Source organism: Ensifer adhaerens (assembly GCF_002940685.1).
Taxonomy (GTDB): Bacteria; Pseudomonadota; Alphaproteobacteria; order Rhizobiales; family Rhizobiaceae; genus Ensifer; species Ensifer adhaerens_E.
This window is the reverse complement of record NZ_PNFP01000012.1, coordinates 120268-134420: the sequence shown is the minus strand read 5'-3', so window position 1 is coordinate 134420 and position 14153 is coordinate 120268. Positions and strand designations below refer to the sequence as shown.

Below are 14153 nucleotides of genomic sequence, written 5' to 3'. Positions count from 1 at the left end.
GGCTGGCGACGCACAATTGACTTAAAGGGTCGGTTGCATCGCCGGTAGCGAATTTGGGACGATCGAGGTTTGCATGCCTGAAAAAGAGATCCGCCGCCGCGCCTTCCTGCAGCTTTCCGCCGGGTTGGCGGCCGCTGGTCTCGGCGGCTGCGCCTCGCCGCGGCCGACGGTGACACGCTCCTATGCGCCCGAGCCGGTTCCCGAGACCAACACGTTCCTTGCCGACATGTACGGCGAGAAGCCGAACGAACCCTATCCGCTCCCGGCCATCCCCTACGAGAAGATCGATCCGCGCTTCTATCGCCAGATGGTCGCCGATCCGACCGGCGAGAAACCGGGAACGCTGGTCGTCGACGTCGGCAGCCATTTTCTCTACCGGGTCTACGAAGGCGGCCAGGCGATGCGCTACGGCGTCGGCCTCGGGCGTGCCGGTTTCGCCTGGGCCGGTCGCGGCGTCATCCAGTACAAGCGTGAATGGCCGCGCTGGAAACCGCCGAACGAAATGGTGGCGCGCCAGCCCGAGTTGCAGCAATTCAGCATCGAGGCGGGCGGCATGGATCCCGGCCTCAAGAACCCGCTCGGCGCCCGCGCCATGTATATCTTCCAAAATGGAGAGGACACGCTCTATCGCATTCACGGCTCGCCGGAATGGTGGACGATCGGCAAGTCGGTATCCTCGGGCTGCGTGCGCATGATCAACCAGGACGTGGTCGATCTCTACAACCGCGTGCCGAACGGCACGCCGATCGTCGTCACCGATCTTTCGGGCGGCGGCATGGTGCAGTCGCAGCCGATGCCGGGGTCGCAGCCGATCCCGGGATCACAGCCCCTGCCCGATTCGCAACCATTGCCGGACGCGCAACCTTTGCCGCGGTCGCCGGACTATATGCTGATGGGACCGGACGGATTGCCGCTTCCGCAGCCGCTTTGAGGCAAACCGTCCGGCAAGGGCGCGAAAATTACGCCAGAGTGTCGCCCGTCACAGGACGAGCAGCGGCGTCTTGCCCCGGACGCGATCGTAAAGATCGATCGCATCCTGCTGCAGCATGCGCACGCAGCCGGCCGATGCGTTCTTGCCGATCGAGCGCCACTGCGGCGAGCCGTGGATGCGGTAGAGCGTGTCCTGGCCGTCCTGGAAAATATACATGGCGCGGGCGCCGAGCGGGTTGTCGAGGCCCGGATCCATGCCGCCGGCATCGATGCCGTATTTCTTGAGGTGCGGCTGGCGTGCGACCATGTCGTCGGGCACCGTCCAGCGCGGCCACTTGCGCTTCCACTGCACCACGGCGCGTCCCTTCCAGGCGCGGCCGGCTGCACCAAGACCGACGCCGTAACGGATGGCGCGGCCGCCGGGCAGGACGTAGTAGAGGAACATCGTCTGGGTATCGACGACGATCGAATAGGGCGGCTCGTTGGTGGCATAGGCCACTTCCTGGCGCAGGAACTGCGGCTTGATCTCCGTGTGCTGGATGCCCGGGACGTCGTAGCCCTCGTCCTTCACCGGCGCGTAGATCCTGGCGTAGTCGAAGGTCTTCGTCGGCACACCCGCCGCATCCGCCGCCTTTTCCGGCGAGCCGCCGCCACCGGCGATCGGTTCGATCAGCTTCGGCTTCGGTTCGGGTTTCGGGATCTGCGTGCAGGCGCTCAAGACGGAACTGGCGATCACCGCGAGCAGCGACCGGCGGGACAAATTCATCGACACTTTATTCTATTCCAGGGTTGGGGATTTCGGTTGGGAGGGTCCGAAGGAAGGCCCAAGGCTGTTGGGCCGAACCGTGACCGAAATGTGGTGAAAATCTTTCTTTGGCGTGGATCACTTGCGCGAGGCGGTACTCGTTGTCGAAGTGTTGCAGAATTCCCGCGCTACGTGCTTTGCCCTCGCCTAGCCGATCGCCAGATCGCTCTTCGTCGGATCCGGAATGACGACGATGATGCTGCCGTCGCGGACCTGATCGTGGAGATAGACGACATCCTGGTTGATGAGGCGGATACAGCCGGAAGAGACCGCCTTGCCGATCGAAAACGCCTCGGGACTGCCATGGATGCGGTAGAGCGTGTCCTTGCCGTCCTTGTGGATATAGAGCGCGCGGGCGCCGAGCGGGTTTTTGATGCCCGGGGGCATGCCGCCATTGGCGATGCTGTAGGGAGCGAGCTTCGGCTGACGCGCCACCATCTCGTCGGGCGGCGTCCAGCGCGGCCATTTGCGCTTGTAGGCGACGATCGCTCGACCCGACCAGGCAAAGCCCTCGCGTCCCACGCCGATGCCGTAGCGCATCGCCCGCCCGCCAGGCAGCACGTGGTAAAGATACTTCGCCGGCGTATCGACGATCAGCGTTCCGGGCCGCTCGCTGGTCGGATAGTCCACCTCCTGCCGCCAGAACCGCGGATCGACCTCGGCGACCTTCACCTCGGGGATCGGAAACTGCTCGTCGGGCATGGCGTAATACATCGGCGGCACCGTCCGCCCGGCTGCGGGACGAACGGGCGTCGCGGCCACCGGCACCACCGCCGGCGTCGGGCGCGCGGTCGCGCAGCCGGTGACGAGCAGCGAGGCCGCCCCGACGAAAAGGCTGCGACGGGTGAGCGCGATGCCGGTCTTGTGATCGGCCGCGGAAGAAGAAGGCTCGTTTGCTTCGGTCATATCGGGCATTCAACGATTCGTTTGTTGCAATGCCGTTGCAGAGGGAAGTCCTACCTTAAGGCTGCCTTAAGGGAGCGATTTAACAGTCCGGCTCTCAAAAATGTGAGGAAAAGCAATGCGAGTCCTGATCGTCGAAGACGACGATATCCTGCGTGATGGCCTGAAGGTCGGCCTGGCGCTGGCCGGTTTCACCACCGATGCCGTCGGCACCTGTGATGCGGCTGTGACGGCGCTTGCAGCCAACGGCTTCGACGCGGTCGTGCTCGACCTGATGCTGCCCGACGGCTCCGGCCTCGACATTCTCAGGGACATTCGCGCTCGGCAGAACGACGTTCCCGTGCTGCTGTTGACCGCGCGCGACACGGTGCGCGATCGCGTCGCCGGGCTCGATACCGGCGCCGACGACTATCTCGGCAAGCCCTTCGACCTCGACGAGGTCGCCGCGCGACTGCGGGCGCTCTCACGCCGCTCCAGCGGTCGCGCGCGCGCCGCGCTCGAATGGTCGACGCTGAAGCTCGATCCGGCGCGGCAATCGGTGGAACAGGCCGGCAAGCCGGTGCAACTGTCGCGGCGCGAGTATTCGATCCTGCATACGCTGATGTCGCATCCGGGCGTCATCTTCTCCAAGACCAAACTCGAGGACAAGCTCTACGGCTGGCAGGAGGAAATCGAGAGCAATGCCGTCGAGGTGCACATCCACCACCTGCGCAACAAGCTCGGCCCGGGGCTGATCGAAACCATCCGGGGCATCGGCTACCGGCTCGGCGGGGCCGGCTGATGCAATCGCTGCGCACCCGGCTTTTCGCCATCCTCCTGATCACGACCGGCCTCTTATGGCTGTCGGCCACCGTCTGGATCTTCCTCAGCACCCGCGCCGAGGTGGAGCGCGTGCTCGACGCGCGGCTGATGGAGGCCGCGCGCATGGTGAATTCGCTGATCGTCAGCCCCGACATGATGAAGGAGGAGGGTGACGGCGATGGCGAGGCGGGCCGCCCGCCGCAGAGCGCGATCAAGATCCCGCTGCTCGAACATCCGCATTACGACCGCCAGCTCTCCTGCCAGATCTGGTCGCTGGACGGCACGCTGATCGGCAAGTCGGACAGTGCACCCGACATGACCCTTGCGCCCCATGCGACGGGCTTTTCGGAAACCGTCATCAACGGCGAGACCTGGCGGGTCTTTGCGGTGGAGAATGCGAGCCTCGGCGTGCGCGTGCTGGTCGGCGACAACCTGCGCATCCGCGACCGGCTGGTCAACGATCTCGTCAAGGGGCTGCTGCTGCCGGCGCTGCTGATCATTCCGCTTCTGGCCGTGTTGATCTGGCTCAGCGTCGGGCGCGGGCTGGCGCCGCTCAGGAAACTTGCCGGCGACCTTGCCGCGCGCGAGGCCTCGGACCTGCACGCGATCGAGGATGCCGGCACGACGCGCGAAATCAGCCCGGTCTTGAAGTCGCTGAACGGGCTCTTTGCCCGTGTCGCCGGCGCCCGCGAGCGCGAACAGAACTTCATCGCCTTTGCCGCCCACGAACTGCGCACGCCGCTGGCGGGCCTCAAGACGCAAGCGCAGGTGGCGCTCGCCAGCAACGACGGCGAGATCCGCGAGAAGGCGCTCGGCCAGATCGTCGCCGGGGTCGATCGGACCGGCAAGCTGGTGCGGCAGCTGCTCGACATCGCCTCGGTCGAAGCCTCCGAGAGCGCCCGGCCGGCGGCCGGCTTCGATGTCGGCGAGATACTGGCCAATCTCAGGACCGAACCCGTCGGTCAGGCCTATCGCGTCGATGTTGTGATCGACGGGGCGATGTCCGGTCTGAGAATCAGCATGGATCAGGACCTCTTCCGGCTTGCGGCACGCAACCTGCTCGAAAACGCCATCCATCATTCCCCGCCTGGCGCAACGGTCTGGTGCCGCACGGCGCGGCGCGAGCAGCACCTGGTGATCGCGTTCGACGACGAGGGGCCCGGCATCCCCGAGGAAGAGATGCCGCGCGTCACCGAGCGCTTCTTCCGCGGCCGGTTCAAGGCGGCCGCCGGAAGCGGACTGGGGCTCAGCATCGTCGAGCGGGCGCTCGATCGCGCCGGCGCCGAGCTCGAACTGCGCAACCGGGAGGGTGGCGGCCTGTCCGCCCGCATCGTGCTGCCGCTTTCCCTCGTCGAAGCAGCCGCAAGACCGCAAAACTAACGTCCGTTGCGTGAAAGAGGACGCCAGGCTTTAGGCTCCTCTTTCCATGCCTGTCGTTGCCGCAAGGCCGCTGCACATTTTTCACGCGACATGCATTAGCTCGAAAGGAGGCGTTGACCTCACGCTCAGGCGTGACACGCTGTTGCCCTGCCTCACGGCCGCCAACACGCGAAAGCAGAGGGCGGCCCGACGAACCGAAGGAGGGTGTCATGGCAGCAAACGGTAGCCATACGGGCAAGTGCTTCTGCGGCGCAGTCGAGATCGAAGTCAGCGGCGACCCGGCCGCCATGGGCTTCTGCCACTGCAGCTCCTGTCGGAGCTGGTCGGCAGGCCCGGTCAACGCGTTTACGCTCTGGCCGCCGGAGAAGGTCCGGATCGTCAAGGGTGCGGACAATCTGGTCGGCTATCAGAAGGCGGCGACGAGCGTGCGCAAATGGTGCAAGGCCTGCGGCGGGCATCTCATGACCGAGCATCCGCTGTGGGGTGTCACCGACGTCTTCGCCGCGGCAATCCCGTCGCTCGCCTTCAAGCCGGCGCTGCACGTCAACTATCAGGAGACCGTGCTGCCGATGAAGGACGGCCTGCCGAAGTATCGCGACTTCCCGCCGGCCTTCGGCGGAACGGGCGAGATGATGGCGGAATGAGCGCATTTTTCTGAGACGACGCTATTGCGGAACCGCTTCGCGCGTTCGCGGGGACAGGTCCCTTCTAGCCTACAATTCCAGGCGGAAAACCGCTGCGCACTTTTCCTGGAATTGGCTTTCCCGGTCCGCAATTCCGGACGGAAAACCGCTGCGCACTTTTCCTGGAATTGCTTTAGCCCTGCGCGGCGCCGGCCAGGTAGTGCTGGAGCGCCGTGCGGGTATTGACGAACAGGCGGTCGGGACCGAGCTGATCGGCAAAGCCGGATGCGCGCACATAGGCAAGCACGTCCGGGTTCAACTCGGCCAGCCAGACGGTGACGCCGTGTTCGCTGATGCGGCGCTCGCCCTCCATCATCATCTGCAGCGCCGAGTATTCGATGTCGAAAACCCGGCTCATGTCGAGCACGACAACCCGGGGCTTCTGCTTGGCGACCAGCATCTGCGCCTGATCGGCCACCTGCTGGGCATTGCCAAAGAAGAGCCGTCCCTCCGGCCGGAGGATCAAGAGCCCCTCGAACGTCTCGTCATCGGGATGCGCGGGCGAAAGCGGTCGCAGCCGGTCGGTGCCGCGCTTGCGGCCGACGACATAGACCTTCGCCGAGGCCGCCTGGCGCGCCAGCCCGATGAAGGAGAGCACGATCGCGACGATGATGCCCTGCAGCGTGCCGAAGAACAGCACGCCGAGAAAGGCTGCCAACGCCCAGTGAAACTCCATCAGCCGGACCTTGCGTACGGAGAGGAAATCCGCGGGTTTGATGAGCCCGACCGAGTAGACGATGACGATCGCGGCAAGGACGGACTGCGGTAAGAGACCGAGCAGTGGCGCAAGGACCAGCATGGTCGCAGCTGCCGCCGCTGCGGTGACCAGCGACGCCACCTGGCTGTGACCGCCGACGGCGCGCACCACCGCGGTTTGCGACGTGCCGCCGCCCGCGCTCATGGCGCCGAAGAAGGCGCCTCCGAAGTTCGCGGCACCGGTTGCAAGCAATTCCCTGTTGGCCCGGATCGGCGGGTCGGACGGAGCGGCAAAGGCCCGGCCGGCGGCGATGGTTTCGGTAAAGCTCATCAACGCGATGCCGAGCGCGCCCGGCAAGAGCTCCCGGACAAGGCCGAGGCTCGGGAGCGTGAGCGAAGGCAGCGCCTGCGGGATGAAGCCGACGGTGGAGACGCCGAGCGCTTGAAGACCGGCGAACCAGGAAAGCGCAATGCCGGCGGCCACCGCCAGAAGCGGCGCCGGCGAATGCGGCCAGAGCCGCTCCATCGCAAGCAGCGCCACCAGCGCCGCAGCGGCAATCGCGAGCGTGAGCATCGAGGTCTCGGACAGGTGGCCGGCGATGCTGAGGATGTCGCGGAAGAAGCCTTCCTTGGCGATGTGAATGCCGAGCAGCTTCGGCACCTGATCGAGCACGATGACAAGGCCGATGCCGGCCTTGAAGCCGATCAGCACCGGCGACGAGATGAAATTGGCGACGAAGCCGAAACGCAGCAGCGATGCGAGGAAGAGAAGCGCGCCGGTGAGCGCCGTCAGCGTCGCCGTCGCCGTCAAGAGCTTGGCGGGATCGCCATCCGGGACGGCAAGGCCGAGCTGCGTGCCGGCGAGGATCGCAAGCGTGGTGGTCGACGAGACGCTGAGGACGCGGGACGTGCCGAGAAGCGCGTAGATGATCATCGGCACGAAGGCGGTGTAGAGACCGACGCTGACGGGCAGGCCGGCAACCGTGGCATAGGCCATGGCCTTGGGCAGGACCACGGCGGCGGCCGTGAGACCCGCAATCACGTCCAGCCGGAAACCCGCGGAGAGACCACGGCCGTTGCCGGCAAGCGAATGCCCATGCGATGCCATCCGGATGTCCTTCGGCAAGAGCTTTCATGAGATTATTCTAAGCGATAGCACTCGGCCAATGCCGTGGCAAGGAACCAGAGACCGCCATCGCGCGCCGTTTTCCGGCGGGCAAAACAGACGCTGGCAGGCCGCCCGACTCAGGTCTATCGTGATGGCAACGGGGCCGCGTCGAAAGGGATTTCGACGGCACGAGCGAACCGCCAGCGCCGGCCGTCACGGTTCGGCGGGAGGTGGCGTTATTCGCTCGCGAGAGGGAGGATTGCGTGGCGGAATCGCATCACAAACGGCAGACAACGCGGATGCGGCGCCGGTTCTTTGCCAATCTCTACCGACAGCTTCAGCTGCTCTGGCCGATCTTCTCGGCGATCCTGATCGTGATGGCCGGAGCCGGTGTGGTTATCGGCCGCATCGAGGACTGGCGGCTCGACGAAGCGCTTTACTTCACCTTCGTCACGGGGCTGACGATCGGCTACGGCGACCTTACGCCCAAGCATCTGAGTGCGCGTGTGCTGGCGCTGGTGATCGGCTTTTCCGGCATCGTCCTGACCGGCCTCGTCGCGGCGGTCACCGTGCAGGCGCTGAATGCGACCGCAAGGGATGAAGCGGACGATCGCTGAGAGAGCGGACAGGCACGCCCTGCCCGCCTCCCGACGCGTGTCTACTGGTCAGCCGGCCACGAACCGGCCTTCGGAGACGATCTGCGACAGCGCCTTGCGCGGGCTCGGCTGCTCGCGTTGCTGCAAGGCTTCCGGCAGCAGTGCCTTGTCGCCAAGGCGCCCGATCGCGACGGCCGCTTCGATGCGGTAGTTTTCAGGCACGCCGAGTTCGGTTCGCGCGCGCGCGTAGTCGAGACCGGCCATGCCGTGGGCCTGCCAGCCGGAATGGGCGGCCTGCAGCGCCAGTGCGCCCCAGGCTGCACCCGTATCGAAGGAATGGGTGTAGGACGGAACCTCTTCGGCGGCGCCCGGCGGCAGCAGCACGGTCTTCGACAGCACGAAGATCAGCGCCGAGGCCTCCGCCGCCCAACTCCGGTTGAAATCGTTGAGCAGGCCAAGTAGCCTCTCCCAACCTTCGCTGCCGCGGCGCGCATAGACGAAATGCCAGGGCTGGGCGTTGTAGGCCGACGGCGCCCAGCGGGCAGCCTCGAGGATCTCGAACAGTTCCGGCTCGGAAATCTCAGCACCCGAATAGGCGCGCGGGGACCAGCGCTCGAGAAAAAGCGGATTGATCGCATAGTCTGCGACGCGGGAATTCACATGCAAGGTCATGGGGATGATCCATTCATCGACGGCGTGCCGCCGTCATCAGGGGTAATCAATGACGAGGTAATCATTGGCGCGCCGGTCACTGGCGGCCGAAACTTTGGTAGCGGTCGCAGCGGCTTCTCAAGGCCGAGATCTCCTCGGAGAGCTCGGCAATGCGGTCCTTGAGCTCATGGACCGTGCCGTCCTCGATATCGTCGAAACCAAAACAGTCGCGCGCCTCGTGCAGTTCCAGCCGGCCCTGCAGGACCTCGCGGATCGCACTCAAACGCTCATATTGCCGCAGCATGCTCATCATGGACCTCATCTCGGGCGGCCAGCGCAAACCTGCGTCGACCGAACACCGCCGAGATTATCCACTTAAATTGTAGATTAAAGGAATTCTGACCCAAAGAGCGGGCGGGTCGTGGAAAACTGCTCCGCCGCGGCGACGACGCTGCGTCGCAGGCGTGGGAAGACCCGGGCGATGGGAGGCTCGCCCGGGTCTTCTAAAATCAAGCGGTCGGGAGGTCGTCGCCCTCGGGGCGGTTGCCGTCGAGAAAGCCCATATCCCGCTTCAGGTGATCCGAAAGGTTTCTGACGTCGACGACGTCGGCCGCCCGGCTCTTCCGCGCGAACAGGTGCGCCAGCCAGGAACCGGTGGAAAAAGCATTTGTCGACGAAAAACTACGTACTTCAATGGTTGTCATAGCCGTCATCCTCTTCATCAATCCGTCTAATGGACGGACCTTGAAAATGGTGATGAGCGGCCTCACCTTCCAATCGAATATCGGTCATCATACATAAGGCCATTTAATGCATAAGACACTTCCGCTCCCCCCATTGACGGCGATACGCGTCTTCGAGGCGGTTGCCCGACACGGAAGTTTCACCAATGCCGCAAGCGAGCTCGGCATGACGCAGGCGGCGGTGAGCTATCAGATCAAGGTGCTCGAGGATCGGATCGGCGCGCCGCTCTTCTTGCGCCGCCCGCGCCAGATCGCGCTGACCGAGGTCGGGCAACGGCTCGCACCCGTGGTCACCCAGGTCTTCGAGCAGTTGAGCGAGGCCTATGTCTCGGCCCGCGGCGGCGCCCAGGGAACGCTGGTCATCAGCACGATCGCGACCTTCGCGTCCAACTGGCTGGCGCGCCGCCTCGGCTCCTTCCAGATCGCCCATCCCTCGCTTGCAGTCCGCCTTCAGACGGACCCGCATCTGGTCGACTTCAGCCGCGAGGAGGTCGATATCGGCATTCGCTCGGGCCGCGGCGACTGGCCCGGGCTTGTGGCCCACCGGCTGATCAACGCCGACTTCGCACCGATGCTGAGCCCCGGCCTTGCGGCCAGCATCGGCGGCGTAAAGGAACCCGCCGACCTCCTGCGGCTGCCGCTTCTCGACCCCGGCGACCCCTGGTGGGCGCGATGGTTTGCTGCCGCCAACGTGCCGGTGGAGGGGCTTGCGAGCCGGCCCGGCGCGAGCATGGGCGCGCAGGTTTATGAGGGAAATGCGGCGACGGCCGGACAGGGCGTGGCGATCCTGACGCCGGCCTTCTTTGCCGCGGAACTCGCCGACGGACGGCTGATCCAGCCCTTCGATCTCCTTTGCGACGATAGCCAGGCCTATTGGCTGGTCTATCCGGAAAGCCGTCGCAATTCGCCGAAGATCAGCGCCTTCCGCCAGTGGATCCTCGGCGAACTCGGTCCGTCGAAACGCTGAGCCCGGCTGCCCGACCCGGGCGACCTTGTGCCTCGACCGCCCCGGAATTTTCTTCAGCTCCGGAACCCTTGGGCCTTTCAGGGAGTTGCCCCTGAAGCGATCAGAGCGAGGGAAGGCGGGAGCGAACATGCAAGGCGAGCCGACGGAACTGCTCCGTTCCCCCACCGACGCCGCCTGGTGGACCGTGCATCGCGGCGATGGCCCGATCGTCGGCACCGCGATCCACAATGGGCACGCCATGCGCAGTGACACCCGCGCGCTCACGGCGCTGACGGACGAGGAAAGGCTGCGCGAGGAGGATCCGTTCACCGAGTTCATCATTCGGGATCTTTCCAATCGCATCGTCGCTCACACGTCCCGCTTCGAGGTCGATCTCAACCGCGCCCGCACCGGCGCCATCTATCTCCAACCCGCGCAGGCCTGGGGCCTTTCGGTCTGGCGAGACCATCCGCCCGCAGGCATGATCGAAACCTCTCTTGCCGTGCATGACGAATACTACGCCATGCTGCATTCCATGCTGGCGGCGATCGAGCGCCGCCACCGGCGTTTCGTCGTGCTCGACGTGCACAGCTACAACCACAGGCGACAGGGGCCGGAGGCCGCGCCCGCCGCCGCGGACGAGGCCCCGGACATCAATATCGGCACCGCCTCGATGGACCGGCTCAGATGGGCCGGCGTCGTCGATACGGCAATGTCGGCGCTCGGCAGCGCCCATATCGACGGCCGGCCGCTGGATGTGCGCGAGAACGTCGCCTTTCAGGGACGCGGAGAGCAGACGCGCTTCATCCATGAGCATTTCCCCGAGACCGGCTGCGCCATCGCGATCGAGTTCAAGAAGACCTTCATGGACGAATGGACCGGCAAGCCGGACATCGAGGCGTTGCGGGCGCTGCGGGCGCTGGTCTCGTCTCTGGTTCCGGTGCTGACAGAAGCCCTGGCGAGGCAGCGATGACGGAGCGAGAAGCGATGCCCGGCGACCCCGCCCCGGCGTGGCTCGATGAAGCCATGGGCCGGCTGACGGATGGCCGCGCCGTGCGGCGGGATTTCGGCGAGGGCGGGCGGCTGCACATCGACCGCCTCGTTCCGTTCCTCTGCGTGCACATCGCTGCCGACAACCAGCAGCCGGTGGCGCGCGACATCGCCCAGGCGAACGCCGCCTATCTGCTGGCGCCCGACATCGACATCGCGAGCGCGATCATCGAACGCGTCGGGCGGGTGATCGAGCAACGCCTCGGCCTTTTCATCGTGCTCGAATTCGGCGAGCTCGAAAGCGACGATCCGCCGGCCAAGGACGCGCCTTTCCTGCCGCCCTTCCTGATCGAGGTCGTCGCCGGCGCACGCGCCGCCGAGCAGGTCGCCGCAAAGGCGCTGATCGAGACGGCGGCAACGATCGAAGGAAAATTCCGCACGCCGCATGTGACGCTCGTCGAGCGCCCGCCGGCGACGACGGCAGGCCAAAAGGCCGCCCTGACACTCGACTATCCCCACCTCACGGTGCGTTTCGCACCGATCTATTGCGAACCGGGCACGCGGCGCGTCTATCCGCAACTGCGCGAGCGGCTGGTCGCGAGCGTCTTCGACGCGGGGCTCAGGGCCGTCGCTGCCTTCGCCCGTGCAACGTCGGACAATTTCCGGCTGCCGACGCACCGTGCCTTCGGGCGAAAGGCCTTCGTCGATGCCGTCGTGCGCGCCGACCGCGGCATCGACGAGATCGCCTCGGGCTTCGATTTCCTGCTGGCGGTGACGCCAATCAACGCCGAGACCGCCTGGACGGAATTCGCCTCTGGCGGCTTTTCCAAGAGCCCGCGCCTCTATTATCGGCCGCTGACGCTGCAGATCGAAACGGCCAAGCGAAAGCTCTTCTCGCTCAACTTCGAACATCTCGAAGATCCCCTGCTCTATGCCCTCTATCGGGAGAAGCAGCAGGAGGTCGATCTGCAGCTGTCGATGATCTCGGCGCGGGAGACCCGCAAGTTCGTCGAGTTCGGCCGCGCGCTCTACGGCCCGGTGGAGGCCACGCTTCACGACGCCGCTTCCGACATCCTTGCGCGCACGGCACCCGATCGCGACGCGTCGTCGTCAACCGCAGAAACGCGCGACTGCGGCTACATAAGGGATCGCGCCCAGGCGATGATAGCGGCCTATCGGCGCCAGTCGGCCGACTTTTCGGCCTCCGTCGACATTCGTGACGACCTGCCGGCCGGCCTGCTCGTATCACGCGGTCAATTGCTGATCGCGAGAAGCTCCGCGCTTAACGCCGACCGCGTCGAGGCGCTGCTCAACCACGAGATCGGCGTGCACCTGCTGACCTATTTCAATGGCTCGGCCCAGGGGCTGCGGATCCTCCGCTCCGGGCTTGCCGGTTACGAGGGCATGCAGGAGGGGCTTGCCGTGTTTGCCGAGTATCTGAGCGCCGGCATGACCGCGGACCGGTTGCGCGTGCTTGCAGCAAGGGTCGTCGGCTGCGCGGCCATGCTCGACGGCGCGCCGTTCCCGCAGACCTACCGGCTGCTCGTCGACGGTCACGGCTTCGCCGCCGCCGAGGCCTTCAACATCACGCTGCGCATCTACCGCGGTGGCGGGCTGGTCAAGGATGCGATCTACCTGCGCGGCCTGTTGCAGCTCCTCGATCATCTTGCCGACGGCGGCAGCCTCGAACCGTTCTGGCTGGGCAAGATCGCCGCCTCGCATTTCGGCGCGATCGAGGAGCTTCGCCTGCGCGGGCTTCTTGGTGCCGCGGCGCTTCGCCCTATCTTTCTCGATGAGGTCACAGCGCGCGACCGACTTCGGCGAGCCCAAGGGGGACTGTCCCCGCTCGACCTGATCGCAGAGTAGGAAACCGGATGCGCATTGCCTTTCTCGTCAACTCCATCGAAGGCGAAGAGACGTTCTATGCGACGACGTCGCTTGCGCTCGCAGCGCTCGCCCGCGGCCACGAGATCGCCTACGTCACGCCGGGCGATTTCGTCCTGACGCCCGATGGCCGCCTGACCCTCCATGTGCTTTCTCTTGGCACGGCAAGGCCGCGCAAGGCCGAAACCTTCATTGCGGCGCTGCGCGGCGAGGCGACGCGACGCGAGATCCTGGACATTGCCGAGATAGAGGTTCTCTTTCTGCGCAACGACCCCTCCGAGGACGTCGGCACCCGCCCCTGGGCCACCCAGGCCGGCATCATTTTCGGGCGGCTCGCCGCCGAGCGTGGCGCGATCGTCGTCAACGACCCGGACGGGCTGGCGGCGGCACAGAACAAGCTCTATTTGCAGGGTTTTCCCGAGGTCGTCCGTCCGTCCACGCTGATCACGCGCCACATGGAGGAGGTCAGAGCCTTCGTCGACGCCCATCCCGAAGGCGTCATTCTGAAGCCGCTGCAGGGCTCCGGCGGCAAGAATGTCTTCAAGGTCAGTTCCAGCCATGAGACGAACCTCAACCAGATCTTCGAGGCCGTCAGCGAAGGCGGCTACGTGATCGCCCAGGAGTATCTGCCGGCGGCAACCGAGGGCGACATCCGCCTGTTCCTGATGAACGGCCGCCCCCTCAAGCGCGGCGACACCTATGCCGCCGTGCGGCGCGTTCCGGCCGAAGGCGAGCTGCGCTCCAACATGCATGCCAACGGCAGGCCCGCCGCCGCCGTCATCACCCCGGCGATGCTCGCCGTCGCCGAAAAGATGCGCCCCAAGCTGGTGCGCGACGGCATGTTCCTGGTCGGTCTTGACGTGGTCGGCGACAAGCTGGTGGAGGTCAACGTCTTCACGCCCGGCGCCCTGCCCGAGATCGCCGAGCTGACCTCGATCGACTTCAGCGAGGATATCGTCGCCGCGCTCGAAATGAAGCTCGAAATCAGGCGCGCGGATGGCACACTTTCCAATCGGGCGCTTGCCACGCTCTGACTT

15 protein-coding genes are annotated in these 14153 nt (G+C 65.6%); 9 read left to right on the top strand and 6 right to left on the bottom strand.

Annotated features, from left to right (window positions below; all coding sequences use genetic code 11):
* The first annotated feature begins 73 nt into the window (after positions 1–73).
* Positions 74–931 (top strand): L,D-transpeptidase, encoded by an 858-nt coding sequence (locus C1A35_RS22940; protein ID WP_199773002.1) that lies wholly within the window; start codon positions 74–76, stop codon positions 929–931.
* A 48-nt stretch (positions 932–979) separates the two neighbouring features.
* Here C1A35_RS22940 and C1A35_RS22935 read toward each other — a convergent pair whose 3' ends face one another.
* Together C1A35_RS22935 and C1A35_RS22930 are read right to left on the bottom strand one after the other, a co-directional pair.
* Positions 980–1696, bottom strand: coding sequence for a L,D-transpeptidase (locus C1A35_RS22935; protein WP_104666571.1), 717 nt, complete (start codon positions 1694–1696; stop codon positions 980–982).
* A 186-nt stretch (positions 1697–1882) separates the two neighbouring features.
* A complete protein-coding gene (locus C1A35_RS22930; RefSeq protein ID WP_104666570.1) occupies positions 1883–2641 on the bottom strand; it encodes a L,D-transpeptidase in 759 nt (252 codons plus the stop codon).
* 115 nt (positions 2642–2756) lie between these two features.
* Here C1A35_RS22930 and C1A35_RS22925 point away from each other — a divergent pair, with 115 nt between their 5' ends.
* The 3 genes from C1A35_RS22925 (at position 2757) to C1A35_RS22915 (ending at position 5463) form a co-directional block, all read left to right on the top strand.
* Complete coding sequence (locus C1A35_RS22925) at positions 2757–3419, top strand: response regulator (RefSeq protein ID WP_104666569.1); 663 nt, start codon at positions 2757–2759, stop codon at positions 3417–3419.
* A complete protein-coding gene (locus tag C1A35_RS22920; RefSeq protein ID WP_104666568.1) occupies positions 3419–4819 on the top strand; it encodes an ATP-binding protein in 1401 nt (466 codons plus the stop codon). The genes C1A35_RS22925 and C1A35_RS22920 overlap by 1 nt, the downstream gene beginning before the upstream one ends.
* Positions 4820–5028: 209 nt before the next feature.
* Positions 5029–5463: a GFA family protein gene (locus C1A35_RS22915; RefSeq protein WP_104666567.1), complete on the top strand. Its 435-nt coding sequence runs from the start codon at positions 5029–5031 to the stop codon at positions 5461–5463.
* A 172-nt stretch (positions 5464–5635) separates the two neighbouring features.
* On the opposite strand, the gene C1A35_RS22910 is transcribed toward C1A35_RS22915, so the two are convergent.
* On the bottom strand, positions 5636–7306 hold the full coding sequence (locus C1A35_RS22910) for a SulP family inorganic anion transporter (protein WP_104666680.1): 1671 nt from the start codon (positions 7304–7306) through the stop codon (positions 5636–5638).
* Positions 7307–7605: 299 nt separating this feature from the next.
* Between C1A35_RS22910 and C1A35_RS22905 the strand changes: the two genes are divergently transcribed.
* Positions 7606–7923: a potassium channel family protein gene (locus C1A35_RS22905; RefSeq protein WP_104666679.1), complete on the top strand. Its 318-nt coding sequence runs from the start codon at positions 7606–7608 to the stop codon at positions 7921–7923.
* Positions 7924–7971: 48 nt separating this feature from the next.
* On the opposite strand, the gene C1A35_RS22900 is transcribed toward C1A35_RS22905, so the two are convergent.
* The 3 genes from C1A35_RS22900 to C1A35_RS22890 all read right to left on the bottom strand — a co-directional run bounded on the left by C1A35_RS22900 (position 7972) and on the right by C1A35_RS22890 (position 9257).
* The gene (locus C1A35_RS22900) at positions 7972–8574 is read right to left on the bottom strand and encodes a nitroreductase family protein (protein ID WP_199773001.1); all 603 of its coding nucleotides are present in this window, start codon (positions 8572–8574) and stop codon (positions 7972–7974) included.
* 76 nt (positions 8575–8650) lie between these two features.
* Positions 8651–8866: a hypothetical protein gene (locus C1A35_RS22895; protein ID WP_234822956.1), complete on the bottom strand. Its 216-nt coding sequence runs from the start codon at positions 8864–8866 to the stop codon at positions 8651–8653.
* A 196-nt stretch (positions 8867–9062) separates the two neighbouring features.
* Positions 9063–9257 (bottom strand): hypothetical protein, encoded by a 195-nt coding sequence (locus C1A35_RS22890; protein ID WP_104666566.1) that lies wholly within the window; start codon positions 9255–9257, stop codon positions 9063–9065.
* Between the two features lie 106 nt (positions 9258–9363).
* On the opposite strand from C1A35_RS22890, the gene C1A35_RS22885 reads away from it, so the two are divergent.
* The 4 genes from C1A35_RS22885 (at position 9364) to C1A35_RS22870 (ending at position 14150) form a co-directional block, all read left to right on the top strand.
* Positions 9364–10263, top strand: coding sequence for a LysR substrate-binding domain-containing protein (locus tag C1A35_RS22885; protein ID WP_104666565.1), 900 nt, complete (start codon positions 9364–9366; stop codon positions 10261–10263).
* A gap of 127 nt (positions 10264–10390) precedes the next feature.
* A complete protein-coding gene (locus C1A35_RS22880) occupies positions 10391–11215 on the top strand; it encodes an N-formylglutamate amidohydrolase (RefSeq protein WP_104666564.1) in 825 nt (274 codons plus the stop codon).
* Entirely contained in the window at positions 11212–13098 is a 1887-nt protein-coding gene (locus C1A35_RS22875; RefSeq protein ID WP_104666563.1) for a flavohemoglobin expression-modulating QEGLA motif protein, read from the top strand. The genes C1A35_RS22880 and C1A35_RS22875 overlap by 4 nt, the downstream gene beginning before the upstream one ends.
* A gap of 8 nt (positions 13099–13106) precedes the next feature.
* On the top strand, positions 13107–14150 hold the full coding sequence (locus C1A35_RS22870) for a glutathione synthetase (protein ID WP_104666562.1): 1044 nt from the start codon (positions 13107–13109) through the stop codon (positions 14148–14150).
* Positions 14151–14153 lie beyond the last annotated feature (3 nt).

Bases quoted from the DNA above. Each gene is read 5' to 3' on its own strand.
- C1A35_RS22905 (WP_104666679.1), top strand. From the start codon at position 7,606: ATGCGGCGCCGGTTCTTTGCCAATCTCTACCGACAGCTTCAGCTGCTC.
- C1A35_RS22915 (WP_104666567.1), top strand. From the start codon at position 5,029: ATGGCAGCAAACGGTAGCCATACGGGCAAGTGCTTCTGCGGCGCAGTC.
- C1A35_RS22925 (WP_104666569.1), top strand. From the start codon at position 2,757: ATGCGAGTCCTGATCGTCGAAGACGACGATATCCTGCGTGATGGCCTG.
- C1A35_RS22940 (WP_199773002.1), top strand. From the start codon at position 74: ATGCCTGAAAAAGAGATCCGCCGCCGCGCCTTCCTGCAGCTTTCCGCC.
- C1A35_RS22880 (WP_104666564.1), top strand. From the start codon at position 10,391: ATGCAAGGCGAGCCGACGGAACTGCTCCGTTCCCCCACCGACGCCGCC.
- C1A35_RS22900 (WP_199773001.1), bottom strand. From the start codon at position 8,574: ATGACCTTGCATGTGAATTCCCGCGTCGCAGACTATGCGATCAATCCG.
- C1A35_RS22910 (WP_104666680.1), bottom strand. From the start codon at position 7,306: ATGGCATCGCATGGGCATTCGCTTGCCGGCAACGGCCGTGGTCTCTCC.
- C1A35_RS22890 (WP_104666566.1), bottom strand. From the start codon at position 9,257: ATGACAACCATTGAAGTACGTAGTTTTTCGTCGACAAATGCTTTTTCC.
- C1A35_RS22895 (WP_234822956.1), bottom strand. From the start codon at position 8,866: ATGATGAGCATGCTGCGGCAATATGAGCGTTTGAGTGCGATCCGCGAG.
- C1A35_RS22920 (WP_104666568.1), top strand. From the start codon at position 3,419: ATGCAATCGCTGCGCACCCGGCTTTTCGCCATCCTCCTGATCACGACC.
- C1A35_RS22930 (WP_104666570.1), bottom strand. From the start codon at position 2,641: ATGACCGAAGCAAACGAGCCTTCTTCTTCCGCGGCCGATCACAAGACC.
- C1A35_RS22885 (WP_104666565.1), top strand. From the start codon at position 9,364: ATGCATAAGACACTTCCGCTCCCCCCATTGACGGCGATACGCGTCTTC.
- C1A35_RS22875 (WP_104666563.1), top strand. From the start codon at position 11,212: ATGACGGAGCGAGAAGCGATGCCCGGCGACCCCGCCCCGGCGTGGCTC.
- C1A35_RS22935 (WP_104666571.1), bottom strand. From the start codon at position 1,696: ATGAATTTGTCCCGCCGGTCGCTGCTCGCGGTGATCGCCAGTTCCGTC.
- C1A35_RS22870 (WP_104666562.1), top strand. From the start codon at position 13,107: ATGCGCATTGCCTTTCTCGTCAACTCCATCGAAGGCGAAGAGACGTTC.